We start from the raw sequence: 23,610 nt of genomic DNA on the forward strand, positions 1-23,610 counted from the left end.
CTTAGAAAAGAACGACTCGGCGTCCTTCGAGCTTCACCCGTCCGGCGGCGAACCAAGATACGACTTCCGGGTAGAGCAGGCGCTCCGTTTCTTGGATACGCGCTTGAAGTTCGGTCGCCGTATCTTCCGGCATGACTTCCACGGCGCGCTGAGCGATGATCGGTCCCGTGTCCATGCCCCCGTCGACGAAATGCACCGTCGCGCCGCTTACCCGAACGCCGTGCTCGACCGCTTGGCCCGCGGCGTCTTTGCCCGGAAAAGACGGCAGCAGCGAAGGATGGATATTGATCATCCGGCCCGAATAAGGCTCGACGAGCATGCTCGTGATCAGGCGCATATAACCGGCGAGCACGATCAGGTCGATCTTCGCCCGCTCCAGTTCTTCGAGAATCACGCGTTCATAAGCTTCGCGGGATTCGTATTCTTTGGGCGTGAACACGAACACCGGAACGCCTGCCGCGCGGGCGCGTTCGACGGCTTTCGCCTGCGGTTTGTCGCAGACGAGCAGCGCGATCTGCGCGCCGAGATTACCGGCGCGCGAAGCATCGAGCAGCGCCTGAAAATTGCTGCCCGAACCGGACGCGAATACCGCGATGCGGTAAGGCCGGTCGATGACCGGACCGTCCGGGCGAGGCAGCGTTTCTTCCAGCTCGAGCAGCTGCGCGGCCGGATCTTCGTCGAGGTCGGCTTCTGCGTCCGGATCGGCGACGGCCGGAAGACCGGGCAGCGTCAACGGTTCGCCGGTCGGAGCCGGCGTGCCTTCCGGCGTAACCGGCTGCGGTTCGGTCGGCAGCCCCGGCATCGGACCGGGCTTCAGCGGAACCTGCTCGTCGGAGCCGGAAGGGACGGCGTTCGGTTCGGCGTTGGCCGATATGGCTCCAGTGCGAGCGGCGGTCGGTTCGACGTCAGCCGGAATAGTTTCGGTCCGAGCGGTCGTCGTTTCCTCCGAAGCCGCCGCGCGTTCCAGCGTCCGAAGTTCCTCGGTCTGCGTTTCCCGCTCGCTGCGACTCATTGCGCGTTCCCCGTGAAGGTCACGACTTTCTCGCCTTCCGTGACTTGGCCGATCAGGTAAGCCTCTTCGCCCGCTTCTTTCAGCTGACGTAGCGCTTCTTCTTTGTCGACGTCGGATACGACGAGGACCAGTCCGATGCCCATGTTGAACGTCGTGTACATGTCGCTGTCCGAGATATTGCCTTTGGATTGCATCAGCTTGAAAATCGGCAGTACCGGCCATGCGCCGTGCCGAATATCCACGTTCACGCCTTCCGGCAGCATCCGCGGGATATTCTCGATAAAGCCGCCGCCCGTGATATGCGCCATGCCTTTGACTTCGATCGATTGGATCAGCTTGAGCAGCGGCTTCACGTAGATCTTGGTCGGTTCCAGCAGCGTCGCGCCCAGCGTGCCGCCGAGTTCTTCCACTTCGTCGGTCAGCTTGTAGCCGTGCTGTTCGAGCAGCAGTTTGCGTACCAGCGAGAAGCCGTTACTGTGCACGCCGCTCGAAGCCAGCCCGATCACCGCGTCGCCCGCCGCGATCGATTGCCCGTTGATGATCTTCTTCTTGTCGACGACGCCGACCGTGAAGCCCGCGATGTCGTATTCGCCTTCGGTATACATATCCGGCATCTCGGCCGTTTCGCCGCCGATCAGGGCGCAGCCGGATTGCAGACAGCCGTCCGCGATGCCCGCGACGATGGCTTCGATCTTCTCCGGCACGACTTTGCCCGTCGCCAGATAGTCGAGAAAAAAGAGCGGCTCCGCGCCCTGCACGACGATATCGTTCACGCACATGGCGACGGCGTCGATGCCGATCGTGTCGTGCTTGTCCATCGCGAACGCGATCTTGAGCTTCGTGCCCACGCCGTCCGTGCCGGAGACGAGCACGGGCTCTTCGTAAGCGCCTTTGTTCAAGCCGAACAGCGCGCCGAACCCGCCCAGATCCGTCATGACTTCGGGACGGAACGTTTTTTTGACGTGCTTTTTCATCCGTTCGACCGCTTCGTTGCCTGCCGCGATGTCGACTCCGGCATTTTTGTAGGCTTCAGACACAACCGACACATCCTTTATCTTTAAATTAGGTTTGTGAGGGGAAGCTGGGGCGCTCCGGGAGAAATTCGTTTCGGTCGCTGTTTCACTCGGAAAACTGGATTAGATTTTAACTGGGGTTTTCCGAGTTCAAAGGCGATCGCTATCGCTCCTCCACTGAATTTCTCCCTCCGCTTAACAGCTTCCGGACACACATTCTAATTCCCAGATGCAAGCGTCGCTTGCGTCTGGGAATTTTTATAGGGTAAAGATCTTTTCGATTTCATCCGAAAAGAACAAACTGACAAATCAAGTCCTGCTGCGCAGAAGACCTCCGCTTGAGAACAGCTTAAGGTCAAGTGCGGCTCGGCTTCTTCGAAGCGAGCCAAGTTCAAGAGATGAGCGACTAGCGTCTTGCTTTTTCGAGAAGAGGAAAAAGCAGCCCTGCCCTCTCCCCTACCCCAAAACGGGTGTGGATGCGCCGCAGTCAGCGGAGGGTAGAGGGAGTCGTAGAAACGAAGTGTTCGCCTTTGAAATTCGATTCCCACCTCTAAAATGTTTAATTTCAATGAAGGAATCGAATTGAGACAGCGATCGAAGACCCCTCTACCCGCAGCGACCTCCCGACACGAAACCCGCCACCTCAGCAGCCGCAGCCCAATTTCTCCTCCCCGCCAAAATCCACCTGAGTCGGATAATCGTTGTCGAAGCAGGCCATGCACAATCCGCCTTTATAAGCGGAACGATCGTCGCCGTCGACGGCTTCGATCAAGCCTTCGTAGCTCAGGAAAGCGAGCGAGTCCGCGCCGATCTCTTCGCGGATCTCTTCGACGGTTCGGGTGGACGCGATCAGCTCGCGGCTGTCGGGCGTATCGATCCCGTAGAAGCAAGGATTTTTGAACGGAGGCGAAGTGATGCACACATGCACTTCGGTCGCGCCCGCTTCGCGAAGCAGGTTCACGATACGGCGGGACGTGGTGCCGCGTACGATCGAGTCGTCGATCATGACGACGCGTTTGCCTTCGACGACGCGGCGAACGGCGCTGAGCTTCATCTTCACGCCCTGCTCGCGCAGTTCTTGGCTCGGCTGGATGAAGGTCCTGCCGGTGTATTTGTTTTTGATCAAGCCAAGCTCGTACGGGATGCCCGTCTGCTCGGCGTAGCCGATCGCGGCCGAGATGCTGGAATCCGGCACGCCGGTGACGACGTCGGCGTCGACGAACTTCTCTCTCGCCAGCACGCTGCCCATGCGTTTGCGGGCGGAGTGCAGGTTCGAACCGTTCATGTCGCTGTCCGGACGCGCGAAGTAGATATATTCCATCGCGCAAAGCGCTTTGCGCTGGCCTTCGGTGAAGCGGTCTTCGTGCAGACCGTCCCGGTCGAGCACCAGCAGCTCGCCCGGACGGATATCGCGCACGATCTCCGCGCCGATCACTTCGAGCGCGCACGTCTCCGAGGTGAAGATATAAGCGTCGCCGAGACGGCCCATCGTCAGCGGACGCAGGCCGTTCGGGTCGCAGGTGACCAGCAGTTTGTCGTGCGTCAGCAGCATGAACGCATAGCCGCCGACGATCTTGTTCATCGCGTCTTTGGCCGCTTCGACGAACTCTTTCGGCGAACGGGCGATCAAGTGCGCCACGACTTCCGTGTCGCTGGTCGTCTGGAAGATCGAACCGCTCTCTTCCAGTTCGCGCCGGATCTGCGGCGCGTTCACGATGTTGCCGTTGGTCGCGACGGCGAGATCGCCGCCTTTATACTTGAACACGAGCGGCTGGGCGTTGGTCAAGCCTCCGCCTCCGCTCGTCGAATAGCGTACATGTCCGATGGAATGGCTTCCTTGAAGTCCGGCGAGGGTGTCCTTGTCGAAAACTTCTTTTACAAGACCCAGTCCGCGGTGATAATTGAACTTTTCTCCGGTGCTGACGCAAATCCCCGCGCTTTCCTCTCCCCGGTGCTGAAGTGCATGCAGACCGTAATAGGACAGGGACGCGGCATCCGGGTGTCCGTAGACCCCGAACACGCCGCATTCTTCGCGCAGCGTGTCGAACGGATCGATCTGATCCGCTCCCTCGTTGTAGTAATCCCCCGTCCACAACGGCTGCTTTACTTCATCAGACATGGAATCGCATCCTCCCAGACCTGCTTGAGTGTATGAATCTCTTCGCTGAGAACTTCTTTGCCGTCTACCGTCACATGCAATTGCAGGCCCGATACGCGTCCGATCTTCACCGCCGGTACGCCGTGCGCCTTCAGGCTGCTGAGCAGCGCGTCCGCGTTTTCCGGCGTCGCCGACAGGAGGATGCGCGATTGGCTTTCGCTGAACAACGCGAAGTCCGCGCGCAGCCCTTCTTCGCCGATCTCCGCCGTATGCAGGCTCACCTGCGCGCCGAATCCGCCGCCGATGCAGCTTTCCGCCAGCGCGACCGCAAGACCGCCGTCGGACAAATCGTGGGCCGAACGCACAAGGCCGCTTTGGATGCTTTCCAGCACGCCGCCGAGCAGCTTCTTCTCGACCGCGAGGTCAAGCTGCGGAGGACGGCCTTCCGTTACGCCGTGCACGACCTGCTGGAACTCGGAACCGCCGAGTTCGGCGCGGGTCACGCCCGTCAAGATGATGACGTCGCCTTCGCCTTTGAAATGCTGCGTGGTGATATGATCCGTGTCGTGCACCAGACCGACCATGCCCACGACCGGAGTCGGGTAGATCGCGCCTTTGGCGTTTTCGTTGTACAAGCTGACGTTGCCGCCGATGACCGGCGTATCCAGCTCGCGGCAGGCTTCGGCCATGCCGTCGACCGCTTTTTCCATCTGCCAGAAGATTTCCGGTTTCTCCGGGCTGCCGAAGTTCAAGTTGTCCGTGATTGCCAGCGGTTCCGCGCCGGAGCAGACGATATTGCGCGCCGCTTCGCTGACCGCGATGCGTCCGCCGACTTCCGGATCGAGATACACGAAACGTCCGCTGCAATCCGTCGTCATCGCCAGCGCTTTGCGCGTGCCGTCGATCGTCACGACCGCCGCGTCCGAACCCGGACGTACCGCCGTATTCGTGCGGACCATATAGTCGTACTGCTCGTAGACCCAAGCTTTGCTCGCGACGCTCGGAGAACCCAGCACCTTTTTCAGCGCGCCGCCCAGTTCCGTCACTTCTTTGTAAGCCGTCGTGTCCACGTTTGCGTTTTTCGCGTAATAAGCCGGTTCGCTCGAAGGTTTGTCGTAGATCGGGCACTCGTCGACCAGCGCGTGTACCGGCATGTCGCCGACGACTTCGCCGTGATGCAGCAGCTTCAAGCGGCCGTCGTCCGTGACTTTGCCGACTTTCGCGCAGATGACGCCCCAACGTTCGAAGATCTCCATCGCCTGCGCTTCGTCTTTGGGTTCCACGACGAACAGCATGCGTTCTTGAGACTCGGACAGCATCATCTCGTACGCCGTCATGCCTTCTTCGCGCTGCGGCACTTGGTCGAGGTACAGTTCCAGACCGTTGCCCGCTTTGCTCGCCATTTCGGAGCTGGAGCAGGTCAGGCCCGCCGCGCCCATGTCCTGAATGCCGAGCACGATGCCGCTGTTGATGAGTTCCAAGCACGATTCCATGACCAGCTTCTCCATGAACGGATCGCCGACCTGCACCGCCGTTTTGCGTTCCTGCGATTCTTCCGTCAACTCTTCCGAAGCGAACGTCGCGCCGTGGATGCCGTCGCGTCCGGTCGGAGGGCCGACGTAGAACACCGGGTTGCCGACGCCTTTGGCGACGCCGCGCTGGATCTTGTCGTGATCGATCAGGCCGACGCACATCGCGTTGACGAGCGGGTTGCCTTCGTAGCTCTCGTCGAAGACCACTTCGCCGCCGACCGTCGGGATGCCGATACAGTTGCCGTAACCCGCGATGCCGCTAACGACGTGCTCGAACAGGTATTTGACGCGATCGCTCTCCAACTTGCCGAAACGCAGCGAGTTCAGCGACGCGATCGGGCGCGCGCCCATCGAGAAGATGTCGCGGATGATGCCGCCCACGCCCGTCGCCGCGCCTTGGAAAGGCTCGACCGCCGAAGGGTGGTTATGGCTCTCGATCTTGAACACGACCGCTTGATTGTCGCCGATGTCCACGATGCCCGCGCCTTCGCCCGGTCCCATCAGGACGCGAGGACCCGTGACCGGGAATTTGCGCAGCAGCGGCTTCGAGTTCTTGTAGGCGCAGTGTTCGGACCACATTACGCTGAAAACGCCGATTTCCGTATAGTTCGGTTTACGGCCGAGGAAACCGCAGATAAGCTCGAACTCGCTGTCCGAGACACCCATCTGTTTGTAAATTTGCTGATCCGCGATTTGCTCCGCCGTCGGTTCCTTAACGGACATTTGCTGCGTCATGTTGTTCCCTCCAAGCTTTAATGATCGATGTAAACATCTTCTGGCCGTCTACCGTACCGAGAATCTCGTTAACCGCCCGTTCCGGGTGCGGCATCATGCCGAGCACGTTGCCCGCTTTGTTCGTGATGCCGGCGATATCGTCGACCGAACCGTTCGGGTTGCTCTTATAGCGGAACGCGATCTGGTTGTTCGCGCGCAGTTCTTCAAGTGTTTCTTCGTCGCAGTAATAGTTGCCTTCGCCGTGCGCGATCGGGATAACGATTTCTTCGCCGGCTTCGTAGTCGCGGGTGAACGGCGTCGCGTTGTTTTCCACTTTCAGCACCGTGTCGCGGCACGCGAATTTCATCGACATGTTGCGGCGCAGCGCGCCCGGAAGCAGTCCGGCTTCGGTCAAGATCTGGAAACCGTTGCAGATGCCGAGTACGAACTTGCCTTCTTCCGCCGCTTTCGCCACCTCGTTCATCACGGGAGCAAAACGCGAGATCGCGCCGCAGCGCAGGTAGTCGCCGTACGAGAAGCCGCCCGGCACGATGATGCAGTCGTAAGCCGACAGATCCGTCGCCGTGTGCCAGACATAATCGACCGGCTCGCCGAGGACGTTTTCTACCGCTTTGTAACAGTCGATGTCGCAGTTGGAACCGGGAAATACGAGCACTGCAAATTTCATGGCGCTTAACCCTCCAGTTCGTAGCGGTAATCTTCGACGACGGTGTTGGCCAGCAGCTTTTCGCACATCTCTTTTACGCGGTCTCCGGCGGCTTCCTTGCTCACGTCGCCGAGTTCGAGCTCCATGTATTTGCCGACGCGCAGGCTTTCCACTTCGTTGAAGCCGAGCGAGTGCAGCGCGCCTTGAACGGCAACGCCTTGCGGATCGAGTACGCTTTGCTTGATGGTGACGTAGACTTTGGCTTTCATGAATGTCCTCCCGGATTAAGGCCTTCCCGCTCCGCTGTTTGTTGTGGGTGAAAAACTTGGCGGATGCGGGCATGAGGCCGTTTGATAGTGGTGTAACGTGCGGTTGAGACGCTTTCGTCCCTGACGGGACACGCTCGAACATGGGTGCGAAGAAACATTTGCGAGATACGATCAGAGCGAAATCAAACTTTTGCGGGTCAAGCGCTCGTAGATGCCCAGATAACGCAGCGACGTCTCGCGGACGACGCTTTCCGGCAGCGGGTCGGGCGCGCTGTTCTTGTCCCAATCGGTGCCCGACAGATAGGCGCGAACCGGCTCTTTGTCCATGCTGTCGATCTCGATATCGAGCGCGTATTTGTCTTCCGCCCAGAAACGGGAAGAATCCGGCGTGAAGATCTCGTCGATCAGGACGACTTTGCCGTCGACCAAGCCGAACTCGAATTTGCAGTCCGCCAAGATGATGCCTTTCTCGGCGCAGACCTTGCGGGCGAACGCGTAGAGGGCCAAGCTTTTGTCCCGCAGTTCCGCAGACAATTCCGCGCCGACCAGCTCTTCCATGCGCGCGAACGGAATGTCTTCGTCGTGGCCGACGTCGTTTTTCGCGGCCGGGGTGAAGATCGGTTCCGGCAGCGGCGAGTTCTTGCGCAGGCCGGCCGGAAGCTCGATGCCGTTGACCGCGCCGCTCGACTGATACTGCCGCCAACCGCCGCCCGTGATATAACCGCGCACGACGCATTCGATATCGATCCGCTGCGCTTTGCGCGTGACCATGATGCGGTATCTCAGCGCTTCCGGGTCTTTGGCGATGGAACCGAGCTTCTCCACATCAGTGTGGATCACGTGGTTCTCCAGCAGATCCGCCGTTTGTTCGAACCAGTAAGCGCTCAGGCTGTTCAGCACGTCCCCTTTGTGCGGAATGGCCGGATCGAGCACGTAGTCGAACGCGGAGATGCGATCGGTCACGACGATCAGGTAATGCTCGCCGAGATCGTACAGCTCGCGCACTTTGCCTTTATAGAGCAGCGGCGCGTCCACCAGATGTTCGGCGGTGGACAGAGCCTGCGTGGATGCGGACATGAAACTTTTCCCCCTTAACGTAAACTGAATTCCGAAGTTCAACATGCTTTGTCTCGATCAGATGAACGGTTCCGCCCTTCGGAAGGTTCGTACATCATTGAAGCACGAACCTCCGTCGAGCGAAATCCGAATGTTTAGCGATTACTCGTTCAGTCCGAGTTTGGCGAAGATCGTATCGACATGCTTCAGATGCCAAGCCGGATTGAACGCGTCTTCGATCTCTTCCGTGCTCAGCACGTCCGTGATCGCCGGGCTGGCCAGCACGATTTCTTTGAAGCTGCGCTGTTCTTCCCAAGCCTGCATCGCGCGCGGCTGCACGGTATCGTAAGCCGTCTCGCGGCTCATGCCGGAGTCGATCAGCTTGGTCAGGATGCGGCCGGAGAACGGCACGCCGTAAGTGCGCTCCATGTTGCGCTTCATGTTCTCCGGGAACACCGTCAAGTTCTTGATGATGTTGCCGAAACGGTTCAGCATGTAGTTCAGCAGCATGGTCGCGTCCGGCAGGATCACGCGTTCCGCCGAAGAGTGCGAGATGTCGCGTTCATGCCACAGGCCTACGTTCTCGTACGCCGTCAGCATATGTCCGCGGATGACGCGGGACAAGCCGGAGATGTTCTCGCTGCCGATCGGATTGCGTTTGTGCGGCATCGCCGACGAACCTTTCTGACCTTTGGCAAAAGCTTCTTCCACCTCGCGGAACTCGCTTTTTTGCAGGGCGCGGACTTCGATCGCGAACTTGTCGAGCGACGTCGCGACCAGCGCGAGCGAAGCCATGTATTCGGCGTGGCGGTCGCGCTGAAGCGTCTGCGTCGAGATCGGAGCCGGCTTCGTGCCGAGTTTGGCGCAGACGATCTCTTCCACGCGCGGGTCGATATTCGCATACGTGCCGACCGCGCCGGACATTTTGCCGTACTGCACGCCGTCCGCCGCATGGCGGAAACGCTCGAGGTTGCGCTTCATTTCTTCGTGCCAGAGCGCCATCTTCAAGCCGAAAGTCGTCGGTTCCGCGTGCACGCCGTGCGTACGGCCCATCATCGGAGTGTTTTTATAGGCGATCGCTTTGTCTTTCAGGATCTCGATGAAGTTCAAGATGTCGCGTTCGAGGATCTGATTGGCCTGCAGCAGCAGGTAGCCGAGCGCGGTGTCGACGACGTCCGTCGAAGTCAGTCCGTAATGCACCCATTTGCGTTCTTCGCCGAGGCTTTCGGATACGGCGCGGGTGAACGCGATCACGTCGTGGCGCGTCTCCTGTTCGATCTCGTAGATGCGGTCGATATCGAAAGTCGCGTTCTCGCGGATCTTCTTGACGTCTTCCGCCGGGATCGCGCCCAGTTCGACCCACGCTTCGCACGCGCAGATTTCCACTTCCAGCCAAGCTTTGAATTTGTTTTCCTCGCTCCAGATGTTGCGCATTTCCGGTCTGCTGTAACGTTCGATCATAAGGGGAATAGCCTCCAAAAAGTAAAGTTTGAGGTTCGCCGTCCGTCTCCACCGAACCGAGGCGGGCGAAACCTTCTTCTATTATATAAGGGATTGCGGCTCGGCAGAGTCCCGAGTACGGGACGCATTCGAGCATCCGGATTCTCGCAGGCGGCTGCCCGGAGCTTTACTCCGCGGGCCAGATGCCGGCGTCTTCGATCCAAGCCAGCGCGTCGGCCGTGTCGCCGCAGAGCAGATTGATATGCCCCATCTTGCGGCCGGTCTTCGCTTCGGCTTTGCCGTACAGATGGAACTTCGGCCGAACGGCCGCAGTTCCGACGCTCTCCGGCGAGAGCATCAGCTCGTGCACGCCGTCCAGATGTTCGCCGAGCACGTTGACCATGACGACCGGCGTCCGCAGTTCCGGACTTCCGAGCGGCAGGCCGCAGATCGCGCGGACATGCTGCTCGAACTGCGACGTCGTGCAGGCTTCCATCGTGTAATGGCCGGAATTATGCGGCCGGGGCGCGACTTCGTTGACGTAGAGGCGGCCGTCCTCGCCGTAGAACATCTCGACCGCGAGCAGCCCCACGGCGCCGAGCGATTCCGCGATGCGGGCGGCGAGCCGCTCCGCTTCGGCCAGCACGTCCGCCGGCACGCGGGCCGGCACGATCGAAGCGTGCAGGATGCCGCGGCGGTGAATATTTTCCGCCGGCGGGAACGTGCTCGTCTCGCCGAGCGAGCTGCGAGCCGCGATGACCGAGATCTCGCAGCGGAAATCGACAAACTTCTCGAGCACCAGCTCCGCGCCCGATGCCGACAGCTCCGCATAGGCCTGCGCCGCTTCTTCCGCGGCGTGGATCACGAACTGCCCTTTGCCGTCGTAGCCTCCGGTGGCGGTCTTCAGCACGCAAGGCGTGCCCAGACGCGCGACCGCAGCGTCCAATTCCGCCGCGCTTCCGATCGCCGCGTAAGGGGCGACCGTCGCCCCCGCCGCTTCCAGCGCCGCCTTCTCGCGCAGGCGGTGCTGGGTCGTGTAGAGCAGACGGCTGCCCTGCGGCACGTACGACCGTTCTTCGAGCAGAGCGGCCACTTCCGCGTCCACGTTCTCGAACTCGTACGTGATCACGTCCGTCCGCGCGGCCAGTTCCGCCGCCGCGTCCTTGTCCGAGTAGGCGGCGACGATCTGCGCCGCCACCTGCCCGCTCGGCCCTTCCGGCGCCGGGTCCAGCGCCACGAAGCGGTAACCCAGCGGCGCTCCGGCCAGCGCCATCATGCGGCCGAGTTGGCCGCCGCCCAGCACGCCGATCGTCGCGCCCGGCTCGATCACGCGCGCTCCGCTGCGCTCCATTCCGTTCGTTCCTCCCGTCATGGCAGCTCCGCTTCCAGCACTTCGCGCTCGATTCTCGCGCGGCGGGCGACGACGCGATCCAGCACCGCGTCGTCGGCGGCGCCCACGATCTGCGCCGCCAGCAGCCCGGCGTTGATCGCGCCGGCCTTGCCGATCGCGACCGTCGCCACCGGGATGCCGCCCGGCATCTGCACGATCGACAACAGCGAATCCAGTCCGTTCAGCGCGGCCGACTTGACCGGCACGCCGATCACCGGCAGCGGAGTCTTCGCCGCGACCATGCCCGGCAGATGCGCCGCGCCGCCGGCGCCCGCGATAATAACGCGGAAACCGCGCTCGCGCGCTTTCTCCGCGTATTCGAACATCAGGTCCGGCGTCCGGTGAGCCGAAACGACCTTTTTCTCGTAAGCAATCTCCAGCTCGTCGAGGATCTGACAAGCATGCTGCATCGTTTCCCAGTCCGATGTACTGCCCATAATGACCGCTACCTGCAAAGACATGGTTCACACTCCAATATCGATCGTTTTTTTGACGCCGCCGTGCATGCAAAAAAGTCCGGCATTTCCGCAAAATCATAATGATCTCTCGGGAATCCGGACACGGAAATAAACGTGGGGTACAGCCGTTCCCGAGACCCGTGCGTAAACGGGCGCGAGGCCGGAAAATGTCGGTTTCCTTAAAGCGAAGCTGCCGGGGCAGCCGCCGAAACCTATTCCCGTCCGCAAGAGAGCGTACAAAGCCGGCAGCCGGTTCGACCGGTGCCGTTCTCGGCGAATCGCGCCGTCGGCGCGGTCCGCCGGACCCTGCGTTTGTTCCGTAGTCCGGAAATTCACGGTTCCCGGGTAGATACTGCCGGGCCACATCCCCAGCTTTATACGGTACGTTGTTCGATTATGTTCGAGGCGCGGCAGCTCCGCGCCCGACTTCAGTTCCAGTTTAACAATTCCGTACACGCCATGTCAAATTAAAAACCGAACATTTCAAAAATGTAAAATCCGAATGTTCGTTTTTGATCTGTAACCGGACAGAATATCGGTGAAAACGTTCACTTACCTGCTCGTTCTGGCCAAAAATGTAAACGGATCAAGCATACAAAAAAGCTCCGCCGAACCGATAAGGTCCGGCGAAGCTTCATGCGGCTTCACGGCCGACTTTTCTTGTTTGGTTGATTACTTGACGACCAGAACCGGAACCCGCGCCTGCTGCACGACGTTATGGCTGACGCTGCCGAGCACGAATTCCCGGATCGCGCCCAAGCCGCGGCTGCCGATGATGATCAGATCGGCTTCCAGCTCTTTGGCGTATTCCAGAATCAACACGGCCGGCGCGCCTTGGCGCATCTCGATCCGGGCGTCGACGCCCGCTTCGCGGATGCGGCGGCGAGCTTCTTCTACGGTCTGCTCCGCCAGATCGAAGAATTCTTTGTTGACGCTGCCCGGTACGGGAGCGATCCCGTCGCCCACGAAAAAGCGCGGATAATCGTAAACGTGCAGCACTTCAAGCACGGCGCCCGGCGAAGCTGTCACCAACGAGACAGCGCGATCGAGCGCTTTGTTCGAAGCTTTGGAGCCGTCGTAGGCTACCAGAATTTTGGAGAACAGCATGATGAAGCACCTCTTTCCCTCTATTCGGGCTGCGTTCGGGTCCTGCTGCCGCAAGGAACGCCGAATCCCCGTCACTTCTCATTATTACCCTTCGGAAAAGGGAAATCAAACAGCCTTGCTTGCCTTCTTCGCGTATGCGGAAGGCCAAAAAGCCTTTATCTGCCGAATAGGTAATACAAGCCGCCGTACACGGCGATATTGAGCACGAGAAGCGCGGGAATCCCGAACCGGAACGAGGCGTGCTTGGTTTTGTGCCGCTTGGTCGACATGGCGATCCAGATGCCCAGCGCCCCTCCGACCGCGGCCCACGTAAACAGGGTACGCTCCGGTACTCTGCGCCGGTTGCGCTTGGCTTTTTGCTTGTCGGATGCCATGACGGCATAAGCGATCACGTTCAGCGCAAGCAGCCAGATCGTCAAGACGAGGGTGGGCTGTGGGATTGCGAACGTCATGGGATTCACTCCTTTTTCTTGGTGTAGATTCTTGGTGCAAAGATATATGTAGCTGGACGGGGAGGGAACGTGAGCAGGGGGTTTGGCGTTTGGGGCGGGGCTGCGCTCGTGTGCGGGATTTGCGCTTGGCGCTTCGGCGGGGCTGCGCTCGTTTGCGGGATTCGCGCTTGGAGCGTGCGCGAATCTTTGCTTCATTCAGATAAAGCCTGAATGAAGCTAAATCCACCCTTTCTCCTCCGCCAACTTCACCGCTTCGATCCGGCTTTTGACCGCCAGTTTTCCCAGCGTCTCCGAAATGTAATTCCGCACCGTGCCGTACGACAGATGCAGGGTCTCGGCGATCTCGTTGGCGCTGCGGCCGCCGGCGGCCAGACGAAGGATCTCTTGTTCGCGCGCGGTCAGCGGGTTCTCTTCGCGCAGGCTTCCGAAGACCAGCTCGGGCGATACTTCGCGGTGTCCCTGCATCACGCGGCGGATCGACTCGGCCAGTTTCTCTGCCGGCTCGTCTTTGAGCAGATAACCCTGGATTCCCGCTTTGACGCCCCGTTCGAAATATCCCGGGCGGGCGAAGGTCGTCAGGATGACGATTTTACAGGACGAACCCGCCGCGCTCAAGCGCTCGGCTACGTCCAACCCGCTCAGTTTGGGCATCTCGATGTCCATCAGGCATACGTCCGGCCGAAGACGCTCGATCGATTGCAGCGCTTCTTCGCCGTCGCCCGCTTCGCCCACGACTTCGATATCGTCTTCCAAGCCCAGAAGCGAAGCCATCGCTCCGCGCAGCAGCCGTTGATCTTCGGCTATGATGATCCGAATCATGACATTACGCCTCCTTGTTGGGTGCGGACGACAAGCGGTACGCTTACGCTAAGCAGGGTCCCTTTTCCCGCGCGCGGCATCAGTTCGAGCTTGCCTTCGATCAGCGCGAGACGCTCGCGCATCCCTTCGAGTCCGTTGCCTCCGCCCGCCTGTTCCAGTCCGCTTCCGCCCGGTTCCGAGTCTTTTCGGGCATCGAGGCCTACCCCGTCGTCTTCGATGTTCATGCCGACTTCCGACCCGCTCTGAAAGATCGTCACCGTACAATTTTCCGCCCGGCTGTGTTTGACGATATTGGTCACCGCTTCCTTCAGGCATAAGCTCAGGATGTTCTGCGTCAGATCGGGCACGCCTTGCAGCTTCGACTCTCCTTTGACGTGCAGCGCCATGCTCGCCGTTCGCAGCATCTCTCTCGCTTCGATCAATTCTTCGCTCAGCTTGATCGCCCGCATCTCGGATACCAGCTCTCGCACCTGCCGCAGCGCGGCGCGCGAAGTCTCCTGAATTTCTTGGGCTTCCTGCCGCGCGCGTTCCGGATCTTTCAGCGCCATTCGCTCCGCCAATTGGCTTTTGAGCGTGATCAGCGACAGCGTATGGCCCAGCGTATCGTGCAGGTCGCGCGCGATCCGCATCCGTTCTTCTTTTTTCATCAGTTCGCCGATCTGTTCGTTCGCCGCGTCCAACTGCTTTCTGAGTTCGATTTGACGGTTGACGGAACGCATGCCGAACGGAAGCAGCAGCAGAACCATCACGATCGGAAACAACGAGATCAGGTCGGTCGGCGACAATTCGTTCAGATGCAGAGCAATCATGACGACCATCGATAAGCCGGACAGCGCCAGAAAAATCTTGAACGTCTTTTTGCTGCGGATGCCTCCGATAAAAGTAGCCGTGAAAAATCCCAAATACAGATTGTATAGACCGCCGATCTGGCTGAACGCCACGATGATCGCGATCATGCCGAGCAGAAGCAGACTGTATGTTCGTCCGTTCGGACACCAGTACAGCTGCCTGTAAATCGCGACAAACACCAGAACGAGCGCGTACCCCAGTATTTTAAGACCGAGGCCCAGCTCCTGAATGCTTAGGATCGGAAAGATCAAATACAGCAAAAAGATATAGGGCAGAACCCCATATCTTGGCGGCAGTCGAAACCATGCTCCGATATTTTTCATACGCTTCTTACACCGCCTCCTGCTTTCTTCTCACGTATCCCGATAGTACCATAAAAGCAACCAGATAGCCGAGCAAAATCAGCAGCCCGATCATCGAAGGCGTTCCTCCGTCCGTAATGGACCAAGCGCCGTCGGCATAATTGAAGGAAGGCAGCCATTTGGCGATCTTTTGCACCACGGAAGGCATGACGTCGATCGGCATCCACAGCCCGCCCGCTACGGCGAGTCCCATATAGATTACGTAGCTGACGCCGTTAGCCGTGTCGACTTTCTTCATGCAGCCGATCAGCGCGCCGAGCGCGAGGAACGGCAGCGACGCGGCCACGATCCAGAGTCCCGCCGAGATCCACTGCCAAGCGCTAAGCTGAACGCCGTTAATCAACCAACCCGCCGCGAAAATCACGATCACGCTGAGCAGGTTCAGCAGAAGCTGCGCGGTCATTTTGCCGGCTACGTATACGACGCTCGCCATCGGGGTCGTGCGCAGCATCGTCGACCAGCCTTGCGTGCGCTCCTGCACGAGACGCAGACCGAAGGTCATGACGGAAGCGCCCATCACGCTGAACGCGGCCATCGACATCAGATAATGCGCCTGCCATTGTCCCGGGTTCGGCATATCGCCGTTCAGGAGACGGGTGAAGATGAAGTAGAACATGATCGGCATCGTGAGCGACCAGAAGATAAAATACGGGTTCCGCAGCATCCGCGTGCTTTCGGCTTTGCTTTGCATCCATAATGTTTTCATGATCAGATCGCCTCCCGAGTTTCGTTGGTTTCGGTTTGAGCATGGGTGAGTTGTTCGAACGCGGCATCGAGTCGGCCTTCGTCGATTCGGATATCGCGTACGGCGAGACCGGATTCGATCAGCGCCCGCATCACGGCATCGGTATCTTCGGCGGCGATCGTCACTTGCTCCCCGTCTGCCGCGAGTTCGGCCGTCTCGCCGAACTTCCGGATCATCAGCGCCGACACGGCCTGCGGCTGCTCCGCGCGGAACGTGATGCTGCGTTTGACGAGCGTGCGTTTGATCTCGTCCGGCGTTCCGTCGGCGACGATCCGGCCTTGATCGAACAGCAGGATTCGATCCGCCTCGCGGTCCGCTTCTTCGAGGTAGTGGGTCGAGAACAAGACCGTTTTGCCCTGCTTGGCCAGCTGCCGAACCTCGTTCCAGAAAAGGCGGCGCGCCGTAGTGTCGAGACCGACGGTCGGTTCGTCGAAGAACAGGATGTCCGGGTCGCCGGCCATCGCCAGCGCGAAGCCTAGGCTGCGTTTCTGTCCGCCGGACAGCTTCTGCGCGTTTCGCTTCAGCATATCCGGACCGAGGCCCGTCAACCGGATCAGATAATCGCGATCCGCCGGGCGGCTGTAGTAGCTGCGGAACAAGTCGATCAGCTCGACGGCTCGAAGACCGTCCATCACCGCGACTTCTTGCAGCATGGCGCCGATCCGGTCGCGGGTGCGGCGATTCGTCGGAGCCCCTCCGAGCAGCTTCACGCTGCCGGCGGTCGGTTCGAGCAGACCGAGCAGCATGGACATGGTCGTCGTCTTGCCGGCGCCGTTCGGGCCGAGCAGCGCGGTGATGCTGCCTTGTTCGATGGTAAAACTGACGTTGTCGACGGCGGTGTGGGCGCGGAACGTTTTAACGGCGTTTTGCACTTCGATCACGGTTGTCATATGGATGATGGCTCCTTTATGTGAAGATGTATTCGGCTTGTTTCTGATGTACTTAGTGTACCTTGACGGAATGTCACGGATTAGTGGGGGGTGTCACCTTATGGGGGTGACAGTTGTCAGGAAACGTGAGGGGAGGGGCGTGCGGAGGGGCGGCCGACTGCGTTCCGATCTGCGCTCCGCTTGGCTGCCTCTCCCTTCATTGAATAGAGAAATTAGCGGGAGGGAGAGGCAATCCAAAGTCGCTCCGATTCGGAACGCAGTCGACCTATCGGCACGCCGGTGGGGGGAGGTAGGGAAAAGGTTATAGATTATAGATTAAAATCTAAGGTTTGAGTCCTTCGGAAACATGCACGGTTCAAGCAGGTTTCCGAAGGGCGAAACCTAACATCATAAGCGGTCAGCGTACTAGAAAAAGAAAGAACCGCAGATGGGGTCTGCGGTTCTTCTTTCTCTGCTTTTTTACGTAAGGCCAAAAACTTATGCACATGTGGGTAACTTTCCGAGAAGCACTTTTTGGGCAGGGTTATCCCCGTTATGGGGGTAACCTGTTCAGAACTTTCAGAAATAGTCGGGCAGATACGGTGTAGCGGACGGAATCAAGGTCTCTAATCGTTCGGCGGTCGCTTCGGAAGTCTCCAAGAGTCCGCTGTGCTGAAGCGCACGAGGGCGGTGATAGCCGAGCAGCATCGCGGTCAGGGTACCGATCGAAACGGAGATGGCCGAAAGGGCTGCGAGATCATCGGGATCTTCGCTTGGTTCGCGGCTCAGTTCCCCTTTTCCGTCCGGAGATACGGTCCACGTCCAGACGCCTTCGTTCCACGGGGCGTCCCGATCTTCGATGCGCAGAGAGAAACGGGAAGCTTCGCCGGTCTGCGCGAACGGATACGCCCGAACGAATTCGGCGGCGTCGACGATTCGGGCCATAAAGTAAGGTTCGATCTCCTGTTTCACATTGGGATCGGGCAGCAGCAGGGATAACGGATCGTCGGAAGGCATCTTCAAGCGGACTTCTTTCAGCTTGGAGTCGTGATTGACGATAAAGTCCCACAAGCCGAGGCGAGCGGTTTCGTTGACCCAGAAGATCTCTTCGGTTATCCAGACTCTGTTCTCGATCGCGTACAGCACGTACCCTTCCGCTTCGCCGGCTTCGTTGAAGTAGACGGCCGTATACGGGATTCCGTTCATGACGCGCTGCTCCCACCAATCGGGCGTGCGGGCCAGCGAACCGTTGTATCTCGCAATCGCGCGGTCGTAGATCGAAGCCAACACTTCGATGTCGCGGACTTCGCGCACGACTCGTCCCGGAACGCCTCGGCGCGCCGGAAGTTTCTCGACCGGAATCTGATAGTTTTTGTTGTCGGTGAACAGTTCCCAGCCGTATTTCCGGTAAAAAGCGATCGAAAACGGATGCAGATACGACAAAAGCTGTCCGTCGGCTCTCATCTCTTCGAGCGCGCGGCGGAGCAGTCTCGACACCATGCCTTGACGACGCTTCTCCGGCCAGGTGGAGACGCCGGCGATTCCGCCCATACGGATCTTGCGTCCGTGCACGTACACTTCGAGCGGAATAAGCGACAGCTTGGCGCACAATTCGTCGTCTTCGAACACGCCCCAGATGTTTTCGTTTTCGAAACGACCGCGCCGTTCCTCTTTCTGCTGTTCGCTCAAGGTATACAGAAAAGCGTATTGAGCAAGCGCGATATTCGCATCGAAATCTTGCAGAGTCAATCGCCTGATTTCCATCGGTTCGTCCTCTCCTTCGTCTGTTTGGTTTCAGCACCTTTCTACGCCGTCGAAACGAACTCCTGCTTCGATCGCGAATCGTACTGCGCGAAAACGCGAAAAAACCGGCCTAGTCAGGCCGGTCACGGGACTGCGGAGTCCCCTACTTCGATTTGTCGATGACCCGGTCGATGATGCCGTATTCGCGCGCTTCTTCGGCGGACAGGAAATAATCCCGATCCATATCCCGCGCGATCCGCTCGAGCGGCTGCCCGGTATGTTTGGCGGCAATCTCGTTCAATCGTTCGCGGGTACGAAGGATCCGTTGAGCGCTGATCGCGATATCGCTGGCTTGGCCCTGCGCGCCGCCGTGCGGCTGGTGGATCATCACTTCGCTGTTGGGCAGCGCGCAGCGTTTGCCCGGCGCTCCGGCCAATAACAGAATCGCCGCGAAAGAAGCCGCCATCCCCGTGCAGATCGTCTGAACATCGGGCTTCACATGCTGCATGGCGTCGTAGATGGCAAAACCCGACGTCGTCACTCCGCCCGGACTGTTAATGTAGAAATGGATATCTTTCTCGGGATCTTCCGCTTCGAGCAGCATCAGTTGGGCGATAATGCTGTTTGCCACCTGATCGTCGATCGCGGAACCCAAGAAAACGATTCGGTCTTTGAGCAGCCTCGAATAAATATCGTAAGACCGTTCTCCGCGGCTCGTTTGCTCTACGACATAAGGAATGAATGTACTCACCGGAATTCCTCCTTCGGTTCGATAAAAAGGATAGAATCCGCGTCGGGCCAAGCCGCGGGGATCAGGCGGCTCGACGGAGACGGAGCGAAGAACGCCGATATCCCGAGTAGACTGCGGACATGCGCGGCGTCTGCGGCTGCGAGACGCCGCGCGCGCGGGCCGGACGGACCGCGCCGGCGCATCGGACGGCCAGCGAAGCTTCTTCTCCCGTGCCGCCGTTCCAGAGTACCAGCAGAGCGCGCACGTCCTGAAGCCGGATCGCTTCCATATAAGCGTAGATCGCCTGCTCGTCATGCGGTCCGATTACGCTTTTCTTCGAATCGGATCGCGCGTGCTCCTGCTGCCGATAAGCGTCGAGCTTTTTTCTCGCGCGGTGCAGCGAAGCTTTGACGCCGCCTTCGGTGGTCCGCATCAAGTCCGCCGTCTCGGCAGCGGTAAAGCGCATATATTCCATCAGCAGGTATACCGTGCGCTGATCGGGCGTCAGAATGCGGATCAACCTTTCGGCTGCCGACCACAGCCGCAGCGGATCGAACAGTTCGCCGGTTTCGTTCTCCGTCCGAATATCGGGCCGCGCTTCATGCTGCGCTTTGCGTTGTCGATCGATCCAGACATGATACGCGATGCTGCGCAGATACGTTCGATTCCATGCGTTCTTCTTCTCGCGAAAAGCAAACCACGCTTTCATCCACGTCTCCTGAAGCAGATCTTCCGCTTCCGGCGCAGAACCCGTCAAGAATCGGCAGTAACGAACCAAAGCTTCTTTATGCTGCTCGAACAGATTCAAAAATCCTTCTTCGGCGCCGCGCTCTCCTTCTTCGACATCCCGAATCGAACGCTTGGGTTCGCCGTCCGCTTGAATTTCTTCGCCGAACGATATTCTCTGCATCTTCTCCGTCTCCTCCCCTCCTTCGGATTCGTTAGCTTAAACGGCTCCGAACGTTCAAACGATACTCCCGCCGAACATTTTATTTTTTATTTTTTTGGAAAAAGTGGTTTCAGCTCTTTCTTATACGGTTATAACACAACATAGAGAACTTTAAACAAACCGGAATTGCGATCCGGACAGCAGCGCGACAAACAACCTTGAATAATGGGAATTCGGCACAAAAAAACGAGAACCAGTTGCGACCTGGTCCTCGCTAATCGAATCTTTGTGAGAGAAGATTGGATGCTCGATGTTTTTCAAAACGCGATTATGCGAATTGAAAAATATTAAAAGCCGATGTTATCGATCAGTTTGATCGTCCCGTTACTGAAGGTTGTTGCCGCGCCGTTTGTGTTGATCAGGGTATTTTGGCGGAAAGTAATCGTCTTGATCGCCGCGTCGCCCCATACGCCGATGCCGCGATGCGCGCCGTTCGTGATCATATTGTTGTTGAATTCCACGTTGTCGATGACGCCTTGCGAAGCGTACACCAGTACGTTCGGATGATTTTCCGGTTCTTGGATCCCCGTATGATTGATCGTATTGCCGTTCACTTTGACTCGATTGACGTCCTGCGTGTTGTAAGAGCCTTCCACTGAGATATAGACTCCCGCCATCATCGTTTCCGCCACCTTGTTGTTTTCGATCAGCACGTCCGTGCCGCCTACGACCGAGATGCCGCGCGCTTTGGAGTTGTAGCCGACGTCGTTGCCGCGAATCGTGATGTTTCGAACCGGAAGATCGGCTCCGTCCTTATAGCTGACTACCGCGATGCAATCGTCGCCCGCTCCGCGTACCGCGTTATTCTCCACCGTAACCGCACTGACGGAGTTCGTCATATGGATGCCGTCCGCCCCTGTATTTTCCACCAGATTGTTGCTGACCGTCCCGTTCGATGCTCCGTACGTGATCATGATGCCCGCCGTGCTGGACTTGCTTACGTTCACGCTGTCGATCACGAAATTGGTGGCGCTGCGTACCGTAATGCTGTTTTTCTCGTGCGCGCCGTTGCCGCGAGGCACGGTTGTTTTGTATTCGTGTTTGAGATTGCGCAGTTCGACTTTATCGCCCTTCAGGTCGATCGAACCGTTCTCCGGGTCTGTCGATACGAGCACGGTGGATGTTTTTCCCGCGCCTACGACTTTGATGCCGTCGATCGTGAAGACGCCGCCCAACGTGAATTCGCCTGCCGGGATCGTCAGCGTTTTGCCTTGGGACTTGGCCGCGCTGGCCGCCGCGTTGAACGCGCTCAGATCGTCTTTGCCGTCATTGGCTACCGCGCCGTAATTGGTTACGGAGACGCTGCTCGTATCCGTCGGAGCGGGAGCCGGCGATGCAGGCGCCGCGCTGGCCGCGGTAAAGTTCACCGTCGGATTCCACAACGTTTGATCGAAGTTTTTGCCGTCTTTTTTGTTTACGGTGAAGTAGAACGCCGTTCCTTGTTCCACCGGAATATTGTTCAGATTATCCGGCGTCGTTTCCGTATTGTTCAGCAGGGTTTTGCTCCACAGTACCGCGTTATCTTTACGGATCGTGACGACTACGCCGTCGCCGTCGGACGTTCTTTTATTGACCGCGGCCGACAAGGACACCGTTCCTTTACCCGGAGATACCCACTTTCTTGTCGCGTCGGCGTTATCGCCGGGATGCATGTCGCTGCCGTTCACCCACGGATAACCGTTGGTTCCTTCCCAGCGTTTTACCGTGCTGTTGTATTTCAGGTTCGAATATTGGCCGTTCGCCATCTGGCCGTAATACCATTGACCCGCACCTTGAGTCGTCGTGCTGTAGCCGGAAGAAGCGTTATACGTTTCGGCGTGCGCTTGTCCGATTCCCGCGATGCCGCCGCCGATTGCCAAGGTCAGAGCTAAAGCCATTTTTACTGCTTTATGTTTACTCACGATGATGTAACCTCCAGAGATGTTCATTTTGTTTTCCGATTGTTTCTTTTCTTTTTCACTTCTCTAGCATAACTGGTTTTCATTGGAAAAGAATGAGAAGAAGGTGTCGACTCTTCGATAAAAATCCTCCGGGCTTTTTGAGACGATTAGATCTCTACGCGTACAAGCCTATTCCTATAACCGGGTATAAAAAGGGGAACCAGTTGCGACCTGGTCCCCGCGAATCGAATCTTTGTGAGAGAAGAATGGATGCTCGATATTTTCCAAAACAAGATTTGAAAAATATTAGAAGCCGATGTTGTCGATCAGAGTGATTTTCCCGTTTTCGAAAGTGGTTGCTGCTCCTCGAGTGTTCACCAGCGTGTTTTTCTCGAATTTCACTTTCTTGATCGTGCCCCCGCCCCATACGCCGATGCCTCGGTGAGCGCCGTCCGTGATCGTGTTGCCGATGAATTCGACGTTGTCGATCGTTCCCGTGCCGCCGTAGACCAGCACGTTCGGATGATTCTGCGGTTCTTGAATGCCCGTATGATTGACGGTATTGTTCACGACCTTCACGCGATCCACGTTCAACGTATTGTAAGAACCTTCGACCGAGATATAGATGCCGGCCATCATGGTATCGGATACTTTGTTGTTTTCGATCAACACGTCTATTCCGCCTACGACCGAGATCCCGCGAGCTTTCGAGAAGTTCCCCACCGTATTTCCGCGAATCGTGATGTTATTGACCGGAGCCGGGCTTGTGCCGTAGCTGACTACCGCGATACCGTCGTCCCCTACGCCCATTACCGTATTGTTTTCGACCGTGATATGGTGGCTCTCCGTCGTCATGTGAATGCCGTCAGCTCCCGTCTTTTCGACGATGCTGTTGGATACGACGCCGTTATTCGAGCCGTAAGCCATCATGATGCCTGCCGTACTGGACTTGCTCACATAGACATTGTCGATGACGAAGTTGCTTGCGCTGCGAACCGTAATGCTGTTCTTGTCATGCGCGCCGTTGCCTCTGCCGATCGTCGTTTGATACTCGTGTTTGAGGTTGCGAAGTTGTACGCCGCTGCCGATCAGATCGATCGAACCCCAATCCGGATTCGTGGACATCAGCACCGTTGCATTCATGCCGGCACCTTCCACGCGGATACTGTCGATCGTCAAGAGTCTGCTTAACGTGAATTCCCCGGCCGGGATATAAAGAACCTTGTTTTGGGCCTTGGCTGCTTTGACCGCTTTGGCGAAAGCTTCGTAATCGTCTTTGCCGTCATTGGCTACCGCTCCGAAATCAGTCACCGAAAGACCGTCAGGCTTAGTCGGATTCGTCGGTGCCGGATTCGTTGGCGTTGTCGGGTTCGTCGGCGTCGGATCTGTTGGTGTTGTCGGATTCGTCGGCGTCGGATCTGTTGGCGTCGTCGGATTCGTCGGCGTCGGATCCGTT

21 protein-coding genes and 1 riboswitch are annotated in these 23,610 nt (G+C 58.3%); all 21 genes read right to left on the bottom strand.

The annotated features are described in order from the left end of the window. Position 1 precedes the first annotated feature (1 nt). Positions 2–1,012 carry a phosphoribosylglycinamide formyltransferase gene (gene purN, locus CDO73_RS27380; protein WP_306437551.1) on the bottom strand — a complete coding sequence of 337 codons (1,011 nt, stop codon included), beginning with the start codon at positions 1,010–1,012 and terminating at the stop codon, positions 2–4. Further along, positions 1,009–2,049, bottom strand: a complete 1,041-nt coding sequence (purM, locus tag CDO73_RS25175; protein ID WP_088491253.1) for a phosphoribosylformylglycinamidine cyclo-ligase — start codon at positions 2,047–2,049, stop codon at positions 1,009–1,011. Before purM ends, purN begins: the two co-directional genes overlap by 4 nt. A 619-nt stretch (positions 2,050–2,668) precedes the next feature. Beyond that, the gene (purF, locus tag CDO73_RS25180) at positions 2,669–4,144 is read right to left on the bottom strand and encodes an amidophosphoribosyltransferase (protein WP_088491254.1); all 1,476 of its coding nucleotides are present in this window, start codon (positions 4,142–4,144) and stop codon (positions 2,669–2,671) included. Then, the gene (gene purL, locus CDO73_RS25185; RefSeq protein ID WP_088491255.1) at positions 4,129–6,390 is read right to left on the bottom strand and encodes a phosphoribosylformylglycinamidine synthase subunit PurL; all 2,262 of its coding nucleotides are present in this window, start codon (positions 6,388–6,390) and stop codon (positions 4,129–4,131) included. Before purL ends, purF begins: the two co-directional genes overlap by 16 nt. Next, entirely contained in the window at positions 6,368–7,057 is a 690-nt protein-coding gene (gene purQ, locus CDO73_RS25190; protein ID WP_088491256.1) for a phosphoribosylformylglycinamidine synthase subunit PurQ, read from the bottom strand. The genes purL and purQ overlap by 23 nt, the downstream gene beginning before the upstream one ends. Before the next feature lie 5 nt (positions 7,058–7,062). After that, positions 7,063–7,305: a phosphoribosylformylglycinamidine synthase subunit PurS gene (gene purS, locus CDO73_RS25195; protein WP_037284817.1), complete on the bottom strand. Its 243-nt coding sequence runs from the start codon at positions 7,303–7,305 to the stop codon at positions 7,063–7,065. 171 nt (positions 7,306–7,476) lie between these two features. After that, positions 7,477–8,382, bottom strand: a complete 906-nt coding sequence (locus CDO73_RS25200; protein WP_088491257.1) for a phosphoribosylaminoimidazolesuccinocarboxamide synthase — start codon at positions 8,380–8,382, stop codon at positions 7,477–7,479. A gap of 141 nt (positions 8,383–8,523) precedes the next feature. Next, the gene (purB, locus tag CDO73_RS25205) at positions 8,524–9,822 is read right to left on the bottom strand and encodes an adenylosuccinate lyase (protein ID WP_088491258.1); all 1,299 of its coding nucleotides are present in this window, start codon (positions 9,820–9,822) and stop codon (positions 8,524–8,526) included. 166 nt (positions 9,823–9,988) lie between these two features. Continuing rightward, positions 9,989–11,173, bottom strand: a complete 1,185-nt coding sequence (gene purK, locus CDO73_RS25210; RefSeq protein ID WP_179218835.1) for a 5-(carboxyamino)imidazole ribonucleotide synthase — start codon at positions 11,171–11,173, stop codon at positions 9,989–9,991. Next, the gene (gene purE, locus CDO73_RS25215; protein WP_088491259.1) at positions 11,170–11,652 is read right to left on the bottom strand and encodes a 5-(carboxyamino)imidazole ribonucleotide mutase; all 483 of its coding nucleotides are present in this window, start codon (positions 11,650–11,652) and stop codon (positions 11,170–11,172) included. The genes purK and purE overlap by 4 nt, the downstream gene beginning before the upstream one ends. Before the next feature lie 297 nt (positions 11,653–11,949). Next, positions 11,950–12,051: riboswitch (purine riboswitch) on the bottom strand. A 270-nt stretch (positions 12,052–12,321) separates the two neighbouring features. Beyond that, a complete protein-coding gene (locus CDO73_RS25220) occupies positions 12,322–12,756 on the bottom strand; it encodes a universal stress protein (RefSeq protein ID WP_088491260.1) in 435 nt (144 codons plus the stop codon). Positions 12,757–12,911: 155 nt separating this feature from the next. After that, positions 12,912–13,208, bottom strand: a complete 297-nt coding sequence (locus CDO73_RS25225; RefSeq protein WP_088491261.1) for a DUF1294 domain-containing protein — start codon at positions 13,206–13,208, stop codon at positions 12,912–12,914. Between the two features lie 216 nt (positions 13,209–13,424). Continuing rightward, positions 13,425–14,027, bottom strand: coding sequence for a response regulator transcription factor (locus tag CDO73_RS25230; RefSeq protein ID WP_088491262.1), 603 nt, complete (start codon positions 14,025–14,027; stop codon positions 13,425–13,427). Beyond that, positions 14,024–15,199: a sensor histidine kinase gene (locus CDO73_RS25235; protein ID WP_088491263.1), complete on the bottom strand. Its 1,176-nt coding sequence runs from the start codon at positions 15,197–15,199 to the stop codon at positions 14,024–14,026. The genes CDO73_RS25230 and CDO73_RS25235 overlap by 4 nt, the downstream gene beginning before the upstream one ends. A 7-nt stretch (positions 15,200–15,206) precedes the next feature. Next, positions 15,207–15,944: an ABC transporter permease gene (locus CDO73_RS25240; protein WP_088491264.1), complete on the bottom strand. Its 738-nt coding sequence runs from the start codon at positions 15,942–15,944 to the stop codon at positions 15,207–15,209. Between the two features lie 2 nt (positions 15,945–15,946). Continuing rightward, on the bottom strand, positions 15,947–16,873 hold the full coding sequence (locus CDO73_RS25245) for an ABC transporter ATP-binding protein (protein WP_088491265.1): 927 nt from the start codon (positions 16,871–16,873) through the stop codon (positions 15,947–15,949). Between the two features lie 558 nt (positions 16,874–17,431). After that, entirely contained in the window at positions 17,432–18,616 is a 1,185-nt protein-coding gene (locus CDO73_RS25250; RefSeq protein ID WP_088491266.1) for a GNAT family N-acetyltransferase, read from the bottom strand. A 142-nt stretch (positions 18,617–18,758) separates the two neighbouring features. Next, complete coding sequence (gene clpP / locus CDO73_RS25255) at positions 18,759–19,346, bottom strand: ATP-dependent Clp endopeptidase proteolytic subunit ClpP (protein ID WP_088491267.1); 588 nt, start codon at positions 19,344–19,346, stop codon at positions 18,759–18,761. 61 nt (positions 19,347–19,407) lie between these two features. Then, entirely contained in the window at positions 19,408–20,235 is an 828-nt protein-coding gene (locus CDO73_RS25260; RefSeq protein WP_088491268.1) for an RNA polymerase sigma factor, read from the bottom strand. A 326-nt stretch (positions 20,236–20,561) separates the two neighbouring features. After that, entirely contained in the window at positions 20,562–22,175 is a 1,614-nt protein-coding gene (locus CDO73_RS27300) for a right-handed parallel beta-helix repeat-containing protein (RefSeq protein WP_256972849.1), read from the bottom strand. A gap of 285 nt (positions 22,176–22,460) precedes the next feature. Beyond that, positions 22,461–23,465 (bottom strand): right-handed parallel beta-helix repeat-containing protein, encoded by a 1,005-nt coding sequence (locus CDO73_RS25270; protein ID WP_088491269.1) that lies wholly within the window; start codon positions 23,463–23,465, stop codon positions 22,461–22,463. Positions 23,466–23,610: the final 145 nt, after the last annotated feature.

This window comes from Saccharibacillus sp. O23, assembly GCF_002205895.1.
In the GTDB taxonomy this organism is placed as follows: domain Bacteria; phylum Bacillota; class Bacilli; order Paenibacillales; family Paenibacillaceae; genus Saccharibacillus.

What these genes read in the sequence shown, in the direction of transcription:
- purB (WP_088491258.1), bottom strand. Translation starts at nt 9,822, where the DNA reads ATGATCGAACGTTACAGCAGACCGGAAATGCGCAACATCTGGAGCGAG.
- CDO73_RS25250 (WP_088491266.1), bottom strand. Translation starts at nt 18,616, where the DNA reads ATGGAAATCAGGCGATTGACTCTGCAAGATTTCGATGCGAATATCGCG.
- CDO73_RS25235 (WP_088491263.1), bottom strand. Translation starts at nt 15,199, where the DNA reads ATGAAAAATATCGGAGCATGGTTTCGACTGCCGCCAAGATATGGGGTT.
- CDO73_RS25245 (WP_088491265.1), bottom strand. Translation starts at nt 16,873, where the DNA reads ATGACAACCGTGATCGAAGTGCAAAACGCCGTTAAAACGTTCCGCGCC.
- CDO73_RS25230 (WP_088491262.1), bottom strand. Translation starts at nt 14,027, where the DNA reads ATGATTCGGATCATCATAGCCGAAGATCAACGGCTGCTGCGCGGAGCG.
- CDO73_RS25200 (WP_088491257.1), bottom strand. Translation starts at nt 8,382, where the DNA reads ATGTCCGCATCCACGCAGGCTCTGTCCACCGCCGAACATCTGGTGGAC.
- CDO73_RS25220 (WP_088491260.1), bottom strand. Translation starts at nt 12,756, where the DNA reads ATGCTGTTCTCCAAAATTCTGGTAGCCTACGACGGCTCCAAAGCTTCG.
- CDO73_RS25260 (WP_088491268.1), bottom strand. Translation starts at nt 20,235, where the DNA reads ATGCAGAGAATATCGTTCGGCGAAGAAATTCAAGCGGACGGCGAACCC.
- purQ (WP_088491256.1), bottom strand. Translation starts at nt 7,057, where the DNA reads ATGAAATTTGCAGTGCTCGTATTTCCCGGTTCCAACTGCGACATCGAC.
- CDO73_RS25240 (WP_088491264.1), bottom strand. Translation starts at nt 15,944, where the DNA reads ATGAAAACATTATGGATGCAAAGCAAAGCCGAAAGCACGCGGATGCTG.
- purN (WP_306437551.1), bottom strand. Translation starts at nt 1,012, where the DNA reads ATGAGTCGCAGCGAGCGGGAAACGCAGACCGAGGAACTTCGGACGCTG.
- purS (WP_037284817.1), bottom strand. Translation starts at nt 7,305, where the DNA reads ATGAAAGCCAAAGTCTACGTCACCATCAAGCAAAGCGTACTCGATCCG.
- purL (WP_088491255.1), bottom strand. Translation starts at nt 6,390, where the DNA reads ATGACGCAGCAAATGTCCGTTAAGGAACCGACGGCGGAGCAAATCGCG.
- CDO73_RS25225 (WP_088491261.1), bottom strand. Translation starts at nt 13,208, where the DNA reads ATGACGTTCGCAATCCCACAGCCCACCCTCGTCTTGACGATCTGGCTG.
- purK (WP_179218835.1), bottom strand. Translation starts at nt 11,173, where the DNA reads ATGACGGGAGGAACGAACGGAATGGAGCGCAGCGGAGCGCGCGTGATC.
- purF (WP_088491254.1), bottom strand. Translation starts at nt 4,144, where the DNA reads ATGTCTGATGAAGTAAAGCAGCCGTTGTGGACGGGGGATTACTACAAC.
- purE (WP_088491259.1), bottom strand. Translation starts at nt 11,652, where the DNA reads ATGTCTTTGCAGGTAGCGGTCATTATGGGCAGTACATCGGACTGGGAA.